Origin of the sequence: Bradyrhizobium commune, from assembly GCF_015624505.1 — a bacterium.
Classification (GTDB): Bacteria; Pseudomonadota; Alphaproteobacteria; order Rhizobiales; family Xanthobacteraceae; genus Bradyrhizobium; species Bradyrhizobium commune.
In genome coordinates this window covers 4,712,021-4,726,483 of sequence record NZ_CP061379.1, presented here as the reverse complement: position 1 = coordinate 4,726,483, position 14,463 = coordinate 4,712,021, and the positions used below count along the sequence as shown (strand labels likewise).

The following is a 14,463-nucleotide window of genomic DNA, read 5'->3' as shown; positions in this document are numbered from 1 at the left end:
TTGCATCTGTATTACGAAAGCCCCGGAGCGAAAGCTCCGGGGCTTTTTGCGTGCCGCAATCAATGGACATTAACCATCTGTGCCGCGATCCGAAAACTTTTCGACCCCGCCCAGGGCGAGTGTGAAATCGTAGGTGCAACCTTTACGATTTCGCAATGGAATCGGTCGCAGCGTGCGGTCCGCTCTGCCATTTGCGGCGCGTTCGAACCAGCTCTCGCCGTTCAGGAACGCTCTGATCTCCGTTCAGCAGCCAAGACAGTTGAGGACAGCACGCCCATGGCGCTCTCAGATTTGTGGCACGGACGATCTGGCCGGTTTGCCTTCCTGGTCGCGCTCGTCATCTCATCCGCGGTGATTGCGGTCCTGCCCTTCACGGCGGGCAAGATCATCGGAGCCTCGGTGGCCGGAGGTCCGGATCCGGCGCTGGCGATATTGCGCTCGCTGCTGCGCCCGTTGCTGCTCGGCATTGGTCTTGTCATCGCTGGCGGACCGCTCGTGTTCTTCACCAGACGACGTTTGCGCGAACTCGGTCTCTCAGGTGTATGGCTGCTGGTTTTCCCGTTCGGCCCGCTCTGGATGCTGCTCCTGTTTGCCGTCGCGAACGGCTTTCTGATGGTTTGGCCGTTGGCGGCTGCGACGTCGCCGGTCATGACACCGCCATTCTGGATCGAATTTGCCTTTGGCGCATTGCTTGCCGTGCTCCCAAGCGGTGATTACCTCGTGCGCAGCGCGAACCCAATTCTGAGATTTGCGCATCTTGCCACCAGCTGCGAGGGTCGCCTCGACCGTCGAACCTTCGCACTGCACCTGGCAATTGCTCTTGGATCGACAATCGTTCTCAGTTTTTTCATCCCGTTAAGCGTGCCGAGATTCGTCCGGCCCGGCGAACATTCGGTGCCGATGCTCGCGAGCGTGATCATGTCGGTGACCGCGCTGGCCAGCGTGTTCGTGAACATGTTCCTGACGGCATCGACGATCAGGCGTCTTCACGATCTGAATCAGAGAGGCTGGTGGATTGCCTTTTTCCCGTTCGGCCTGACATCACTGATGGCAGTTTTCGCCGTCCTTCCCATGGTGGTGAATCCGCAAATGATCGCCATCATGCTTGTCAATCCATTCACGCTGTTTCCAGCCGTGCAGGGGCTTGGTTGCCTCGTCCTGCTGGTCCGGCTTCTGTCGAAGCGTGGCGGCGACCCCGACAATCCCTATGGGCCACCTGTCATCCCACCCGACGGCAGCTACCTGCCGGCCTAGAATTGCGAGGTGTGCCGGCCATGCTTTCGATTGCTACAGCATCGGCGACTGGTCTTGTAACCTGACGGGGACCTTCGTCCTCGCCAGCTTACGCGAACCTGACAGAGGGACGAAACGGCGGGTGGGACCCGCCTTTTTACTGGCCGAAACGAGGCGAATGGTGGAAGACAGCAATAATGCGGCACGAGCCGCGTGATTGCACCGGACCATCCGGCGGAAGTGCCATGCGTCTCCTGATCGTCGAGGACAATGCCGAGCTGTCGCGGCTCGTCGCCACCGGGCTCGCTGGGGCCGGCTATGAGAGCGATACCGTCAGCAGCGCGACCGAGGCGCGCGAGGCCCTGCACAATGTCAGCTATGCCGCGATGATCCTCGACCTCGGCCTGCCCGATGGCGACGGCCTGTCGGTGCTGCGCGAGCTGCGCCGCCAGATGGAACCCTTGCCGGTGCTGGTGCTGACCGCGCGGGGCGGCTTGCAGGACCGCGTCACGGGCCTGCGCAGTGGCGCCGACGATTATCTCGCCAAGCCGTTCGCGATGGAGGAGCTGGTGGCGCGGCTGGAGGCGATCTTGCGCCGTCCGGGCCAATTGCTCGGGCGCTCGCTGTCGCTCGCCAATCTCGTCTACGACACCGAGAGCCGCCAGATCTTCGTCGACGACAAGCCGCGGATCATCTCGTCGCGCGAGACCTCGGTGCTGGAGATCCTGCTGCGGCGGCAGGGGCGGGTGGTGCCGAAGAAGAACGTCGAGGACCACATTTTCGGGCTCGAGGGCGAGGTCGCCTCCAACGCGGTCGAGGTCTATGTCTCGCGGCTGCGCAAGCAGCTCACCGAGCACGGCGCCAGGGTCGTGATCCACACCATCCGCGGCGTCGGCTACATGATGGCCGAGGAGAAATAGCGTGGCTGCCGGGGCATTCGCCAGGCCGACGTTCAAATCGCTGATCTCGCGCATCGTGTTCATGCACATCGTCGCGGTCGCGGTGGTGGCGATCTTCCTGCCGCTGGTCCTGTTCTGGCTGCTGAACTCGGAGGTCGACCAGCTGCATCGCGACGCGATGCGCGCCCAGGCCGAGGTGCTTGCCGAGCGCATCGTGCCGCAGGCGGACGGCACGCTCGCGTTCAATCTGCCCGACAGTCTGCGCGGGCTCTATTCGGACGCTTACGGCCGCTACCAGTACGACATCCGCGACGGCGAGGGGCGGTTGCTGTTCTCCTCGCACAGGAAGGTCGGCACGACCGTGACGGCGCCGCGCCTGTCCGAGACCATTTCAGGTGCCGGCGTCACCCGGGTCATCGAAGGCCAGACGGTGCGCATCCAGGTCGCCGAGGATCTGGCGCATCGCGACGTCATCATCGACGACATCATCTCGAACTTCTTCCGCAGGGTGGGGTGGATCACGATCCCGATCCTGCTGATCCTGCTTGCCACCGACATCATCATCTTCCGCCGCGCGCTCGCGCCGTTGTGGCAGGCCTCGGAGGAGGCGAGCAATATCGGACCGGCGCGTACCGACATCCGCCTGCCGACCGAGCAGATCCCGCGCGAGATCATGCCGCTCGTCACCGCCGTCAACCAGGCGCTCGACCGCCTGGAAGACGGTTTTCGCGTGCAACGCCAGTTCACCGCGGACGCAGCGCACCAGCTGCGCACGCCGCTGGCGATCCTGCGCACGCGGATCGAGACGCTCGGCGACGGCACGGCAAGAGAGGCGCTGCATGCCGACATCGAGGGCATGAGCCGGATCGTCGCCCAGCTGCTTGAGATCGCCGAGCTCGACACGCTGGTGCTCGATCCCGGCGAGACCGCGGATCTGCGCGCGGTGTGCGCCGAGGTGGTCGGCGCCATCGCGCCGTTCGCGATCGCCCAGCACAAGGACATCGCGCTGAGGGGCAGCGATGCGCCGGTGCTGATCCACGGCAATTCCGTGATGCTGCAGCGCGCGGTGTTCAACCTCGCCGAAAACGCCATCAAGTTCACCGCGAAGGACACCGCCGTCGATGTCGAGGTCGGCGATGACGGTGTGGTGCGCGTGCGCGATTGCGGCCCGGGCATTGCGGAGGCCGAGCGCGAGCTGATCTTCCAGCGCTTCTGGCGCCGCGACCGCCAGCGCTCCGATGGTGCGGGCCTGGGGCTGTCGATCGTGCGCGGCGTCGCGGACGATCACGCCGCGACGGTGGCGGTGGAGAACCTCGCCGGCGGCGGCGCCGAGTTCACGCTGCGGTTCAGGCTGGCGGAGGCGGGTGCGTCGGTCGTCGAGAAGAACTGGCGCGGCACCGCCGCTGCACCCTCTCCCCTTGCGGGAGAGGGTGGCTCGCCGCGATAGCGGCGAGACGGGTGAGGGGTTCTCTCCGCGCGTTCATCTCACGCAATTGAGTTCGCCGAGAGATAGCCCTCATCCGGCGCTTCGCGCCACCTTCCCCCACAAGGGGGGAAGGAAGTACGCGGGCCGCTATTTTAGCTTGCCGTTGGACAAATCCATGATCATGCGCGTGGTCAGGTAAAGGCGCGGGACGATGCTGTCGAGCTTCACATATTCGGCGTCGTTGGAATGCGCGCCGAAGCCTGACAGGCCCATGCCTTCCACGATCGCGCCCTTGGTCTTGAGCGCGGCAAAGGCGGCGTCGGTGCCGCCGCCGGTGGCCTTCTCGACGACGTTGAGCGGCATTCCGAGCTCCTGATAGATCGTCTTGCCGTAGGCGGCGACGCGGCGCGAGGCGTCGTTGGCTTCGAGCGGCGGGCGACGCACCTCGAATTTCAGCTCGACCCTGGAATCGGGCAGGAGCCGATGCTTGATCTTCTCCTGAAGCGCCTTCTCCAGCTCGTCGAAATCCGAGACCTTGAGCGCCCGCGCGTCGGCCTGGGCGGTGGCCTCGGCGGGGATCACGTTGCGGTTGGTGCCGGCCTTGGAGACGGTCCAGTTCAGCTTCAGGCCCTGCTCGGGTTTGGACAGATCCTTCATCTGAACCACCTGGTGCGAGAGCTCGTAGAGCGCATTGATGCCGCCCTCAGGCCGCGAGCCCGCATGCGATGACTTGCCCTGCACCGTGAGATAGGCCGAGCCGATGCCGCTGGTGGCGAGCCGCAGCATGCCATCGGTGCCGCCGCCTTCGAACGAGAACACCACGTCCTGGTCGGAGGCGAATTTGGTGATGGTGCCGCGCCAGCCGGGCGAGGAGATCTCCTCATCGCCATTGGTGAGCACCGTGAGCGTGCCGTGGTCCTTGAAGTTGAGCTTCTGGAGCATCGCCACGGTGTGGAGAATGAGCGCGACGCCCTGCTTGTCGTCGGCAATGCCGAGGCCGTAGGCCTTGTCTCCGTCGATGCGGAACGGCTGGTCCTTCAGCATGCCCTTCAGGTACACCGTGTCCATGTGAGCGATCAGCATGATCTTCTTGCTGCCGGTGCCCTTGAAGGTGGCGTGCACGGCCGGACCGATCTTCTCGGGCGTGTCGTCGAGGCGATAGATGTCGGTGGGTTGCAGGATCTCCACCGTGCCGCCGAGCTGCTTGAGCTGGTCGGCAACGCGCCCGGCGATCACGTTCAGGCCCTCGACGTCCTTGCTGCCGGATTCAATGCCGACGAGATCGCGCAGCGTGTCGAGCAGCGGCTGCTGCTCCTTCTGTGCCAGTGCCTGGACATCGGCCATGACATTGGCGCTGGGCTCGGCATGCGCCATTGTTGCGGTGCATGCCAGCGAGAGCGATGCGATCAACAGAGCGATGAGCGACGGAGCAGGGTGCGATCGGGACATGCGCGGCGGTCCATAGGCTGGAGGATGGCCCGGTATGCCTGTGTTTCCGACGCTTGTCACCCGGGCCGTCGCGCGCATCATGTTCCGCTTGGCCGGAACATGATGCGAGGGCGATGACCGCTATTGCTTGGGCTGACCGAAATCGATCGGCGGCAGTTCGATCTGCGGAATCTCGATCTTGATGCTGTTGGGATCGATGTTCGATTGCACGCCCTTGTAGTGCATCACCATCGACGGGAATGTGATCACCAGCAGCACCATGATGATCTGAATGACCACGAACGGGACCGCGCCCCAGTAGATCTGCCCGGTCGTGACCGGCTCCATGCGCTTGCCGGTGACGCGGTCGAGGTAGGATTCCTTCGGTGCGACCGAGCGCAGATAGAACAACGCGAATCCGAACGGCGGATGCATGAACGAAGTCTGCATGTTGACGCCGAGAATGACGCCGAACCAGATCAGGTCGATGCCGAGATGCTCGGCCGCGGGTCCGAGCAGCGGGATCACGATGAAGGCGAGCTCGAAGAAATCGAGGAAGAACGCCAGCACGAACACGAAGGCGTTGACGAAGATCAGGAAGCCGATCTGGCCGCCGGGCAGCGAGGTCAGGAGATGCTCGACCCAGACATGGCCGTTGACGCCGTAGAAGGTCAACGAGAACACGCGCGCGCCGACCAGGATGAAGACGACGAATGCGGACAGCTTCGCCGTGGATTCGGTGGCCTGGCGGACCAGGTCCCAGGACAGCCGCCGCTTCATGGCGCCGAGAATGAGGGCGCCGGCTGCGCCCATGGCGCCGCCTTCGGTCGGTGTGGCGAGGCCGATGAAGATCGTTCCGAGCACGAGGAAGATGAGGAACAGCGGCGGCACCATCGCAAAGGTGGTTTGCTGCGCCATCTTCGAGAGGAAACGGAAGCCGAGGAATCGAGCGGTGATCCAGTTCAACACGGCGACGAAGAAGGCGAACAGGATGCCGAAGAACATGCTGAGCACGACGTAATCGGCGCCGTGCGTCTCCGAATTCCGCATCATGAACCAGCCGAACACGCAGCTCGCCAGAAACAACACGCCCAGCGATCGCAGGCCGCGGTCGCCATTGTCCTCGCGGAAGCCGATCGCTTCCTTCGGCAGGCCCGGAGCAGCCTTCGGGAAGATCAGGGTGACGAGGAAGGCGTAGCCGGCATAGAGTCCGGCGAGCACCAGGCCCGGAATGAACGCGCCTTCGTACATGTCGCCGACGGACTTGCCGAGCTGGTCGGCCATCACGATCAGAACGAGCGAGGGCGGGATGATCTGCGCCAGCGTACCGGACGCCGCGATGATGCCGGTGGCCATGCGCCTGTCATAGCCGTAGCGCAGCATGATCGGCAGCGAGATCAGGCCCATCGAGATCACGGAGGCCGCGACCACGCCGGTCGTCGCGGCAAGCAGCGCGCCGACGAACACCACGGCATAGGCAAGGCCGCCGCGAATGGTGCCGAACAATTGTCCGATGGTGTCGAGCAGGTCTTCGGCCATGCCGGATCGCTCGAGCACCAGGCCCATGAAGGTGAAGAACGGAATCGCGAGCAGCGTGTCGTTGTTCATCACGCCGTAGACGCGCTCGGGCAGGGCTTGCAGGAAGTCCGGGCGGAATTCGCCGAGCTGGATTCCGATCACTGCGAAGATGAGGCCGACGGCGCCGAGTGAAAACGCTGCGGGATAGCCGAGCAACAGCACGACGACCAGCGACGCAAACATGATCGGCGCCATATTGGCGATGAGAAACGCGGTCATAGATCCCCCCGAAAAACGCCGCTGGCGGTCACTTCTTTTCGATCGCTTCGACGAGGTGCTCGACCTCGGCTTCGATCGCCTTCACCTGCGACTCGTGAGCATCGGGGATCAGCCCGCGCATCACCGCGATTCGCTTGATCAGTTCGGAAACGCCTTGAACCAGCAGGAAGGCGAAGGCGATCATGATCAGCGACTTGGCCGGCCATTGCGGCAGGCCGCCGGCATTGCCGGATTGCTCGTTGATCTGGAACGAACGCTCGAAGAACGGTACGCCGGTAATGATCATCACGACCGTCAGCGGCAGCAGGAAAACCAAATGGCCGATGACGTCGACGATGTTGCGCGCCTTTTTCGGCATCATGCTGTTGAAGATGTCGATCCGGATGTGCTCGTTGTCGAGCAAGGTCCATGGCGAGCAGAGCAGGAAGACGATGCTGAAAAGCACCCACTGCAGTTCAAGCCAGGAATTGGACGAGGTATCGAACGTCTTGCGCACGATCGCGTTGACGGCCGAGATGATCACGGCGACCAGGATCAGCCAAGCCAGGCGCTTGCCCGTCCAACGTGTGAACGCGTCGATCCCACGGCTCAGCTTTAGGAGCGCTTGCAACGATAGGTCCTCCCCCGATTTTTGCCTGCCATCCTGGGTCTGCGCCGACTAGGCGCGTCGGCTTGTCCCGCCGCGAAGGCTTAAGGCAGCCGCACAAAACCAGCGGCGGTGCCGCCAGTCAATCGGAAGTTTGTTGATAGTTAAGGGGAATAGGGCCGCAGGCCGCCCAATGTCAGCCGCCGGTCACGCTCATGTGCCGGGAGACGCTGGGGCGGGAGTGGCGACGATCGATGATGAAATCGTGGCCCTTGGGCTTGAGCCCAATGGCGCGATCGATCGCAGCGGCAAGCTGGGTGTCGTCGTCCGATGCACGCAGCGGTTTGCGCAGATCCGAGGCATCCTCGTGGCCGAGGCAGGTGTGCAGCGTGCCCGTGCAGGTGATGCGGACGCGGTTGCAGGATTCGCAGAAATTATGCGTCATCGGCGTGATGAAGCCGAGCTTGCCGCCGGTCTCGGCGACGCTGACATAGCGCGCCGGCCCGCCGGTGTTCTCGGCCAGATCCGTCAGCGTGAATTGCTGGGCGAGCCGCGCGCGCACCAGCGATAGCGGCAGATACTGGTCGATGCGGCCTGCGCCGATCTCGCCCATCGGCATCACCTCGATCAGCGTCAGTCCCATGCCCTTGCCATGGGCCCAGCGCATCAGATCGGGGAGCTCGTCCTCGTTGAGGTTCTTCAGCGCCACCGCGTTGATCTTCACGGCAAGGCCCGCAGCGCGCGCGGCCTCGATGCCCTCCAGCACCTTGTCGATCTCGCCCCAGCGCGTGATCTCGCGAAATTTTCGGGGATCAAGCGTATCCAGCGAGACATTGATGCGGCGGACGCCGCAATCGGCAAGCTCCTGCGCGTGCTTTGCGAGTTGGGTGCCGTTGGTCGTGAGCGTCAGCTCGCGCAACGCGCCGCTCGACAGATGCCGCGACAGCGAGCGCACCAGCGACATCACGTTGCGGCGGACCAGCGGCTCGCCGCCGGTGAGCCGCAGCTTCTTCACGCCCTTGGCGATGAAGGCGGAGCAGAGCCGGTCGAGCTCTTCCAGCGTCAACAAATCGGCCTTGGGAAGGAACGTCATGTCTTCCGACATGCAATAGAAGCAGCGCAGATCGCAGCGGTCGGTGACGGAGACACGCAAATACGAGATGGTCCGCCCGAACGGATCGGTCATAGCGCTCGACAACGAGGCGAGAGGGCTCGCGGAAGATCCGTTCATACAAAAGGCCTTGTCACTTACGGCGACGTGCGCACCTTTGCTTCAACAGCGCGCTGGAAGCAATGTAAGCATGGTATGCCACGAGGACAATCGTGCAGTGCACGGAAGATCAGCGCTTGCCCGCGTTCGGATCGGGGAACGGTGAGCCGCCTGCGGCAGGTGCTGCGGCGTCGGCCGGCGCGGCTGCGGCCGGCTTGGGCTTCTTCGGGCGGTGCGGCTTCTTCTTCACGGGCTTCGGCGGCACGGCCGGCTGAAGCTCAGCAAACACCGGGTTCGGATCGGTGGTGGCCGTTGCCGACGTGGTGAAGCTGCCGGGATTCTTGATCACATTCACCGGCACACTGGCCGGCAAGTATTTGTTGAGGGTGTAGGTGACCGTGAACGGCGCGTCGGGGGCGGGAACCGAGACGGAGCAGGGGGTCTTGCAGCCCGGTCCGAGCGAGGTGCTGGCATCAGCTCCCGGTGGGCTGGATTCGAGCCGGACCTGGACAGTCGGCGGGGCCGATTTGAACATGTCCCAGGACATCGAGGAGCAGCCGCCTAAGCTCGCTGCCGCTAACGCAATCGCGATGACACGACGCATGACCATCCACTTCTACTGCGACGAACCGCCACATTCCCCGAAGCGACCTTAGGAGCGTCGTTTTCCCCAGGCAACCGGCGGCGCGCGCATAGTTAATAGATGGTTAACGCAGGCTTTAGTGATATTTATGTAGTTATTTCAGTGCCTTGTCGAGGACGGAGGCCGTCATCAGGCTACGGGCCGCGTCCGGCAGGTCGCGCATGTGATGGATCAGCCGGTCCGGCTTCAGATCGGCGATCGGCACGTCGGTATAGCCAAAGCTGACCCCGATCACGGGCACCCCGGCCCGCCGGGCGACCCCAACATCGGTTCCGGCATCGCCGACCATGATGCTGGCCGCAACTCGCCCGCCGGCCCGGGCGACCGTCTCCCGAAAAATGGTCGGATCGGGCTTCTGGACCCCAAACGTGTCGGCACCGCAGATTGCTGCGAACCGGCGGGTCATGCCGAGCTGGTCCAGGAGCCGCCTGGACAGCCATTCCAGCTTGTTGGTGCACACCGCCAGCCGATGGCCCTGCGCAGCGAACAGGTCGAGCGCGTCCTCCAGCCCCTCGAAGGGGCGGGATTCGACGGCGATATTTTCGGCGTAATAGGCGATGAAATCCGCCGTCATCCGGTCCATGTCCGCGGGCATGACGGCGCGGCCCTCGGCCTCCAGCCCCCGCTCGATCAGCTTGCGGGCGCCAGCTCCGATCATGTTGCGGGCTGAGGCCATCGGCACCGGCGGCAGGCCCTCGCGGTCCAGCACGTGATTGAGCGCGGTGATCAGGTCGGGCGCCGTATCCACAAGCGTGCCGTCGAGATCAAAGACGAGGGTGTAGGGGCAAGTCTTGTTAGGGGAGGTCATGGGGAAGCGCTATCGGTCCGGCCCGGCCGGCGCAAGGGGCGGGGCCATAAGATCACCTTATAGGCCTGTTCCCGCGAGGAAAACGAGGCTACATAGGCCGCCGCAAACGGTACCGGCGGCACACCCTTAATCCAGAGGCGGACGCAAACGTGAACATGGACCAGTTGAAGCGGCAGGCGGCGGCGCGCGCGCTGGAAGAGGTGCGCGACGGCATGCAGCTCGGGCTCGGCACCGGCTCGACCGCCAAGCATTTCGTCGAGCTGCTCGGCGAGCGCGTCCGCGCCGGCCTCAATGTGATCGGCGTGCCGACCTCCGAGGCGACGCGTCTCGATGCCGAGCGCTGCGGCGTGCCACTGACCACGCTGGATGAGATCGACCATCTCGACATGACCGTCGATGGCGCCGACGAGATCGATCCCGAGTTCAACCTGATCAAGGGCGGCGGCGGGGCATTGCTGCGCGAGAAGATCGTGGCGGCCGCCTCGGATCGCATGATCGTGATCGCCGACGACAGCAAATGGGTGCCGATGCTTGGCCGCTTTCCGCTGCCGATCGAGGTCATCCCGTTCGGGCTCGGGGCGACGCGCCGCGCGATCGAGAAGGCGTTTGCGGCGTGCAGCGTTTCCGGGCAAATGGCGGTTCGCAAGGCCAAGGGCGACGACAAGGATGGCCACGTTTTCGTCACCGATGGCGGCCACTGGATCGTCGATGCCCAGCTCGAAAAGATCGCGGATCCGCCTCATCTTGCGACGGCATTGAGCGCAATCCCCGGCGTGGTCGAGCACGGGCTGTTCATCGGCTTGGCCAGCTCGGCCGTTCTGGCGGGTGGCGAGGGAATTCGCGTGATTGAACGGCGAAAGCCGAAAGGAGACTAGGAATGAAGAGCGTTTTGAAATTCTTGCCGGCCGCGACCCTCGCTGTGGGGCTGGCCCTGTCGGCCGCTCCGGCCATGGCGCAGCAGGCAGCGCCACAAAAGGCCGCGCCGGCAGCGCCCCCCAAATCCACTCCGGCGGCAATCGCTGCGGCCAAGGAGATCTTGCAGATCAAGAATGCCGGCGCGATGTATGCCGGCGCTGTGCCGGGCCTGGTTCAGAAGACCAAGATCGCGCTGATCCAGCAGAATCTGAACTATCAGAAGGACCTCAACGAGGTCGCCCCGATCGTCGAACAGCAACTCACCGGCCGCCAGAACGAGATCGGCGAAGGCATGGCGCAGATCTATGCCAGCGAGTTCACCGAGCAGGAGCTGAAGGACCTCGTCGTCTTCTACAAGTCGCCGCTCGGACAGAAGCTGATCAACGCCGAGCCGCGCGCCATCGGGCTCAGCATGGCCTTCATGAACTCCTGGGCCCAGGATTTCTCCGAGACCGTGATGGGGGCCTTCCGCGCCGAGATGCGCAAGCGTGGCAAGGAAATCTGACAATACCTATCTAGCAAGGAATACCTGACCGGGAATTCCTGAAAGAGGTCGGAGAGGACAATGGCTGAATTCGACGTCGACCTCTTTGTCATCGGTGGCGGTTCGGGCGGCGTGCGTGCCGCCCGCATCGCGTCCGGATACGGCGCCCGCGTCATGATCGCGGAAGAGTACCGCATGGGCGGCACCTGCGTGATCCGCGGCTGCGTTCCGAAGAAGCTGTTCGTGATCGGCTCGCATTTTCGTCACGAGCTCGAGGATGCCGCCGGCTTCGGCTGGACCGTTCCGCCCGCGAGTTTCGACTGGCCGACGCTGATCGCCAACAAGGACAAGGAGATCGCGCGGCTGGAAGCGGCCTACACGACCAATGTCGAGAAGTCGGGCGCGCAGATCGTCAAGAGTCGCGCGGTGATCGAGGACAGGCACACCGTCCGCCTGCTCGAGAACGACAGGAAGATCACCGCAAAATACATCCTGATCGCCACAGGCGGTGCGCCCAACCATGGCGCTTCGATTCCCGGCATCGAGCACGTAATCTCGTCCAACGAGGCGTTTCATCTCAAAAAGCTGCCGAAGCGGATCGTGATCCAGGGCGGCGGCTACATCGCGCTGGAGTTCGCCGGCATCTTTGCCGGCTTCGGCTCCGACGTCACCGTGATCTATCGCGGCGACAACATCTTGCGCGGTTTTGACGAGGATGTCCGCGCCCACGTTCGCAGCGAGATGGAGAAGCAGGGCATCACCATCCTCACCGGCTGCACGGTGACCAAGGTCGATCGCCATGTCGATCGCAATGGCGAGGAATTCACCACCCATCTGTCGAACGGTTCGAGCCTCGCCTCCGACCAGGTGATGTTCGCGATCGGCCGGCATCCGGCGGTGGCCAATCTCGGGCTGGAGAAGGCCGGCGTCGCCATCAATCCGAAGAACGGCGGCATCGCGGTCGATGGTTTCTCGAAGAGCTCGGTCGACAATATCTATGCGATCGGCGACGTCACCCACCGTCACAATCTCACGCCGGTCGCCATCCGCGAGGGCCATGCCTTCGCCGATACCGTGTTCGGCAAGCGCGAGGTGAAGGTCGATCATGCCACCATCCCGACCGCGGTGTTCTCGCAGCCGGAGGTCGGCACGGTTGGTCTGACCGAAACTGAAGCGCGCGCGCAATATAGCCACGTCGACATCTACAAGACGACGTTCCGCCCGATCAAGGCGACCATGTCCGGGCGCGACACCCGCGTGCTGATGAAGCTCGTCGTCGACGGCTCATCCGAACGCGTGCTGGGTTGCCACATCGTCGGTGACGGCGCGGCCGAGATCACGCAAGCTGTCGCGATCGCGGTGAAGATGAAGGCGACGAAAGCGGATTTCGACTCCACGATCGCGCTGCATCCGACCGCGGCCGAGGAGCTCGTCACGATGCGCACGCCGACCGCGCGCCATGTGCGTCAGGCGGCGGAGTAGCTGCGCATAGGTTGGGCGGAGCGCCGGACGAACTCGGCCTGCATGGTCCGAGACGCCCGCTTTGGCGGGCTCCTCACCATGAGGGTCGATAATCTCGCCGCAAAGCGCGAGCTCATCCTGAGGGCCCGCCGCAGGCGGGCGTCTCGAAGGATGGCCGCAAGTCTGTGCCTTAGCCGTACAGATACCCAACCGGCTGGCCTTCAGTACGCAAGGGACGAACGTCCTTCTGCGTGATGATCTGGCCAGCGAGGCCGTCGATCTCGTCGCGCTGCGTCGGCGTCCAGCTGCGAAGGTCGTTCATGCCCTTGAGCAGGCCGAGCCGAAGGACCTGGGTGTTCTCACCGAGCCCAACGAGGCTGATCGAATCCTTGCCCGCCGTCACCACGTCGCCAGCGGAGAGTTCAAAAGTCTCGCCAGCCTTCTTCCTGAATTCGGCCGTGCCGCGAATGACGCGATAGATCACGACCTCGCCCCTGGCGAACCATTTCGCGTCCGCGGCGGCAGACGTGCTCTTCGGCAAGAGTGCGTGCCCACGCGGATCGGTTGCGATGATGTGGCCGGTGACGAGATGTCCGCTCGGAATCTCGATGCCGATATCGCGCACGTAGACCGGCAGGGCCGATTTGACCGAACCGTCGGTGAGCGGCTTGTAGAGCGCATCCAGCGCCAAGGGATCCTGGAGCCAGAAGCCGGCATCGGCGGGACGATCATGCAGCGGATGGCTCCAGGCCACGCGCGGCGTTTCGTCTTCATTGATCTGATCCGGGCCGACGATGGTCGGGTTCGGAAAGGTCGTGGGATCGGTGATGAAGGCTTCGAGGAATTTGCCGGAGTAGCCCATCGAGATCGGATCGGGCACCACCGTCTGCGGCGTCTTCAGGTTCTCTTCGGTCGACAGTCCCGACCAGGTGTAGAACAGCTGGCGGTGCACGATCGCGCTTTGCAGCATCACCGCGCCGGGGCCGACATTGTACCAGCGCCCGTCATAGTCGAAGGTGAACGCGCCCGAGGTGACCAGCACCAGCTGAAAGCCGCCCGGCGGTAGATGCAGGTGGAAATCGGTCGGGCCCGTGTCGGGGAGGTAGATCGGCAAATTGGTCGCGACTTCGTGCAGCAGGAAGGTTTCGTTGTTGGCGTGAAAGCCTTCGTTGGCGCGGTTGTAGAGCGCCTGCGGCCGGTAGGTCGCTTCGTATTTCGCATTCTTGTCGCGGTCGATCGCGACGAAATCCTGGGTGTTGAGGCGGAGCGGCGCACCGTTCGGGTGGGTGAGGCCAGTGATCTTGAGATCGCCCGCAGCATGCACGTTCATGACGTTCTCCGCTCTGCGCCATTGCCAGCTTGAGAACGTCTTTGCGAATTTTGGGCCAGTTCGTTTGCGGGCCAGCAAACAGGCCGGGTGCGTCGATGCGGCGAGCTCGTTCAGGAAAAAATCCGGTGGTTGCACCGGAGGTTAGTTCGGCCGCTGGCCTTGATCGTCCGACGCTGCATCTGGGCATCGCGCTTCCGGGACAACGGCGCGACGTGTCTAATTTGTCAGCAAGCCACGCCGGTG

General features: G+C 63.8%; 13 protein-coding genes. 6 read left to right on the top strand and 7 right to left on the bottom strand.

Annotated elements, in window-relative coordinates:
• The 3 genes from IC761_RS22395 (at window position 1) to IC761_RS22385 (ending at window position 3,579) form a co-directional block, all read left to right on the top strand.
• On the top strand, window positions 1-1,254 hold the full coding sequence (locus IC761_RS22395; protein ID WP_195798799.1) for a DUF805 domain-containing protein: 1,254 nt from the start codon (window positions 1-3) through the stop codon (window positions 1,252-1,254).
• A gap of 224 nt (window positions 1,255-1,478) precedes the next feature.
• Complete coding sequence (locus IC761_RS22390) at window positions 1,479-2,153, top strand: response regulator transcription factor (protein WP_195798798.1); 675 nt, start codon at window positions 1,479-1,481, stop codon at window positions 2,151-2,153.
• A 61-nt stretch (window positions 2,154-2,214) separates the two neighbouring features.
• Window positions 2,215-3,579 carry a sensor histidine kinase gene (locus IC761_RS22385; protein WP_246791574.1) on the top strand — a complete coding sequence of 455 codons (1,365 nt, stop codon included), beginning with the start codon at window positions 2,215-2,217 and terminating at the stop codon, window positions 3,577-3,579.
• A 126-nt stretch (window positions 3,580-3,705) separates the two neighbouring features.
• Here IC761_RS22385 and IC761_RS22380 read toward each other — a convergent pair whose 3' ends face one another.
• From IC761_RS22380 to IC761_RS22355, 6 genes are all read right to left on the bottom strand, one after another.
• Window positions 3,706-5,007, bottom strand: coding sequence for a M20/M25/M40 family metallo-hydrolase (locus tag IC761_RS22380; protein WP_195798796.1), 1,302 nt, complete (start codon window positions 5,005-5,007; stop codon window positions 3,706-3,708).
• 120 nt (window positions 5,008-5,127) lie between these two features.
• On the bottom strand, window positions 5,128-6,783 hold the full coding sequence (locus tag IC761_RS22375) for a TRAP transporter large permease (protein ID WP_195798795.1): 1,656 nt from the start codon (window positions 6,781-6,783) through the stop codon (window positions 5,128-5,130).
• 28 nt (window positions 6,784-6,811) lie between these two features.
• The gene (locus IC761_RS22370; protein ID WP_195798794.1) at window positions 6,812-7,393 is read right to left on the bottom strand and encodes a TRAP transporter small permease subunit; all 582 of its coding nucleotides are present in this window, start codon (window positions 7,391-7,393) and stop codon (window positions 6,812-6,814) included.
• 172 nt (window positions 7,394-7,565) lie between these two features.
• On the bottom strand, window positions 7,566-8,600 hold the full coding sequence (gene moaA / locus IC761_RS22365; RefSeq protein ID WP_195798793.1) for a GTP 3',8-cyclase MoaA: 1,035 nt from the start codon (window positions 8,598-8,600) through the stop codon (window positions 7,566-7,568).
• A gap of 109 nt (window positions 8,601-8,709) precedes the next feature.
• Complete coding sequence (locus IC761_RS22360) at window positions 8,710-9,183, bottom strand: hypothetical protein (protein ID WP_195798792.1); 474 nt, start codon at window positions 9,181-9,183, stop codon at window positions 8,710-8,712.
• 133 nt (window positions 9,184-9,316) lie between these two features.
• Window positions 9,317-10,030 (bottom strand): HAD family hydrolase, encoded by a 714-nt coding sequence (locus tag IC761_RS22355; RefSeq protein WP_195798791.1) that lies wholly within the window; start codon window positions 10,028-10,030, stop codon window positions 9,317-9,319.
• Between the two features lie 149 nt (window positions 10,031-10,179).
• Here IC761_RS22355 and rpiA point away from each other — a divergent pair, with 149 nt between their 5' ends.
• Genes rpiA through gor form a run of 3 tightly spaced genes read left to right on the top strand, consistent with a single transcriptional unit; the run spans window position 10,180 to window position 12,911 of the window.
• A complete protein-coding gene (gene rpiA, locus IC761_RS22350) occupies window positions 10,180-10,905 on the top strand; it encodes a ribose-5-phosphate isomerase RpiA (protein ID WP_195798790.1) in 726 nt (241 codons plus the stop codon).
• 2 nt (window positions 10,906-10,907) lie between these two features.
• Complete coding sequence (locus IC761_RS22345) at window positions 10,908-11,450, top strand: DUF2059 domain-containing protein (RefSeq protein ID WP_195798789.1); 543 nt, start codon at window positions 10,908-10,910, stop codon at window positions 11,448-11,450.
• Between the two features lie 60 nt (window positions 11,451-11,510).
• On the top strand, window positions 11,511-12,911 hold the full coding sequence (gor, locus tag IC761_RS22340) for a glutathione-disulfide reductase (protein ID WP_195798788.1): 1,401 nt from the start codon (window positions 11,511-11,513) through the stop codon (window positions 12,909-12,911).
• A 169-nt stretch (window positions 12,912-13,080) separates the two neighbouring features.
• Here gor and IC761_RS22335 read toward each other — a convergent pair whose 3' ends face one another.
• Window positions 13,081-14,220, bottom strand: coding sequence for a hypothetical protein (locus tag IC761_RS22335; RefSeq protein WP_195798787.1), 1,140 nt, complete (start codon window positions 14,218-14,220; stop codon window positions 13,081-13,083).
• Between the last annotated feature and the right edge of the window lie 243 nt (window positions 14,221-14,463).

Coding starts and splice junctions, on each gene's coding strand:
- IC761_RS22390 (WP_195798798.1), top strand. CDS start 1,479: ATGCGTCTCCTGATCGTCGAGGACAATGCCGAGCTGTCGCGGCTCGTC.
- IC761_RS22385 (WP_246791574.1), top strand. CDS start 2,215: ATGCACATCGTCGCGGTCGCGGTGGTGGCGATCTTCCTGCCGCTGGTC.
- IC761_RS22380 (WP_195798796.1), bottom strand. CDS start 5,007: ATGTCCCGATCGCACCCTGCTCCGTCGCTCATCGCTCTGTTGATCGCA.
- IC761_RS22375 (WP_195798795.1), bottom strand. CDS start 6,783: ATGACCGCGTTTCTCATCGCCAATATGGCGCCGATCATGTTTGCGTCG.
- moaA (WP_195798793.1), bottom strand. CDS start 8,600: ATGAACGGATCTTCCGCGAGCCCTCTCGCCTCGTTGTCGAGCGCTATG.
- IC761_RS22360 (WP_195798792.1), bottom strand. CDS start 9,183: ATGCGTCGTGTCATCGCGATTGCGTTAGCGGCAGCGAGCTTAGGCGGC.
- IC761_RS22355 (WP_195798791.1), bottom strand. CDS start 10,030: ATGACCTCCCCTAACAAGACTTGCCCCTACACCCTCGTCTTTGATCTC.
- IC761_RS22345 (WP_195798789.1), top strand. CDS start 10,908: ATGAAGAGCGTTTTGAAATTCTTGCCGGCCGCGACCCTCGCTGTGGGG.
- gor (WP_195798788.1), top strand. CDS start 11,511: ATGGCTGAATTCGACGTCGACCTCTTTGTCATCGGTGGCGGTTCGGGC.
- IC761_RS22335 (WP_195798787.1), bottom strand. CDS start 14,220: ATGAACGTGCATGCTGCGGGCGATCTCAAGATCACTGGCCTCACCCAC.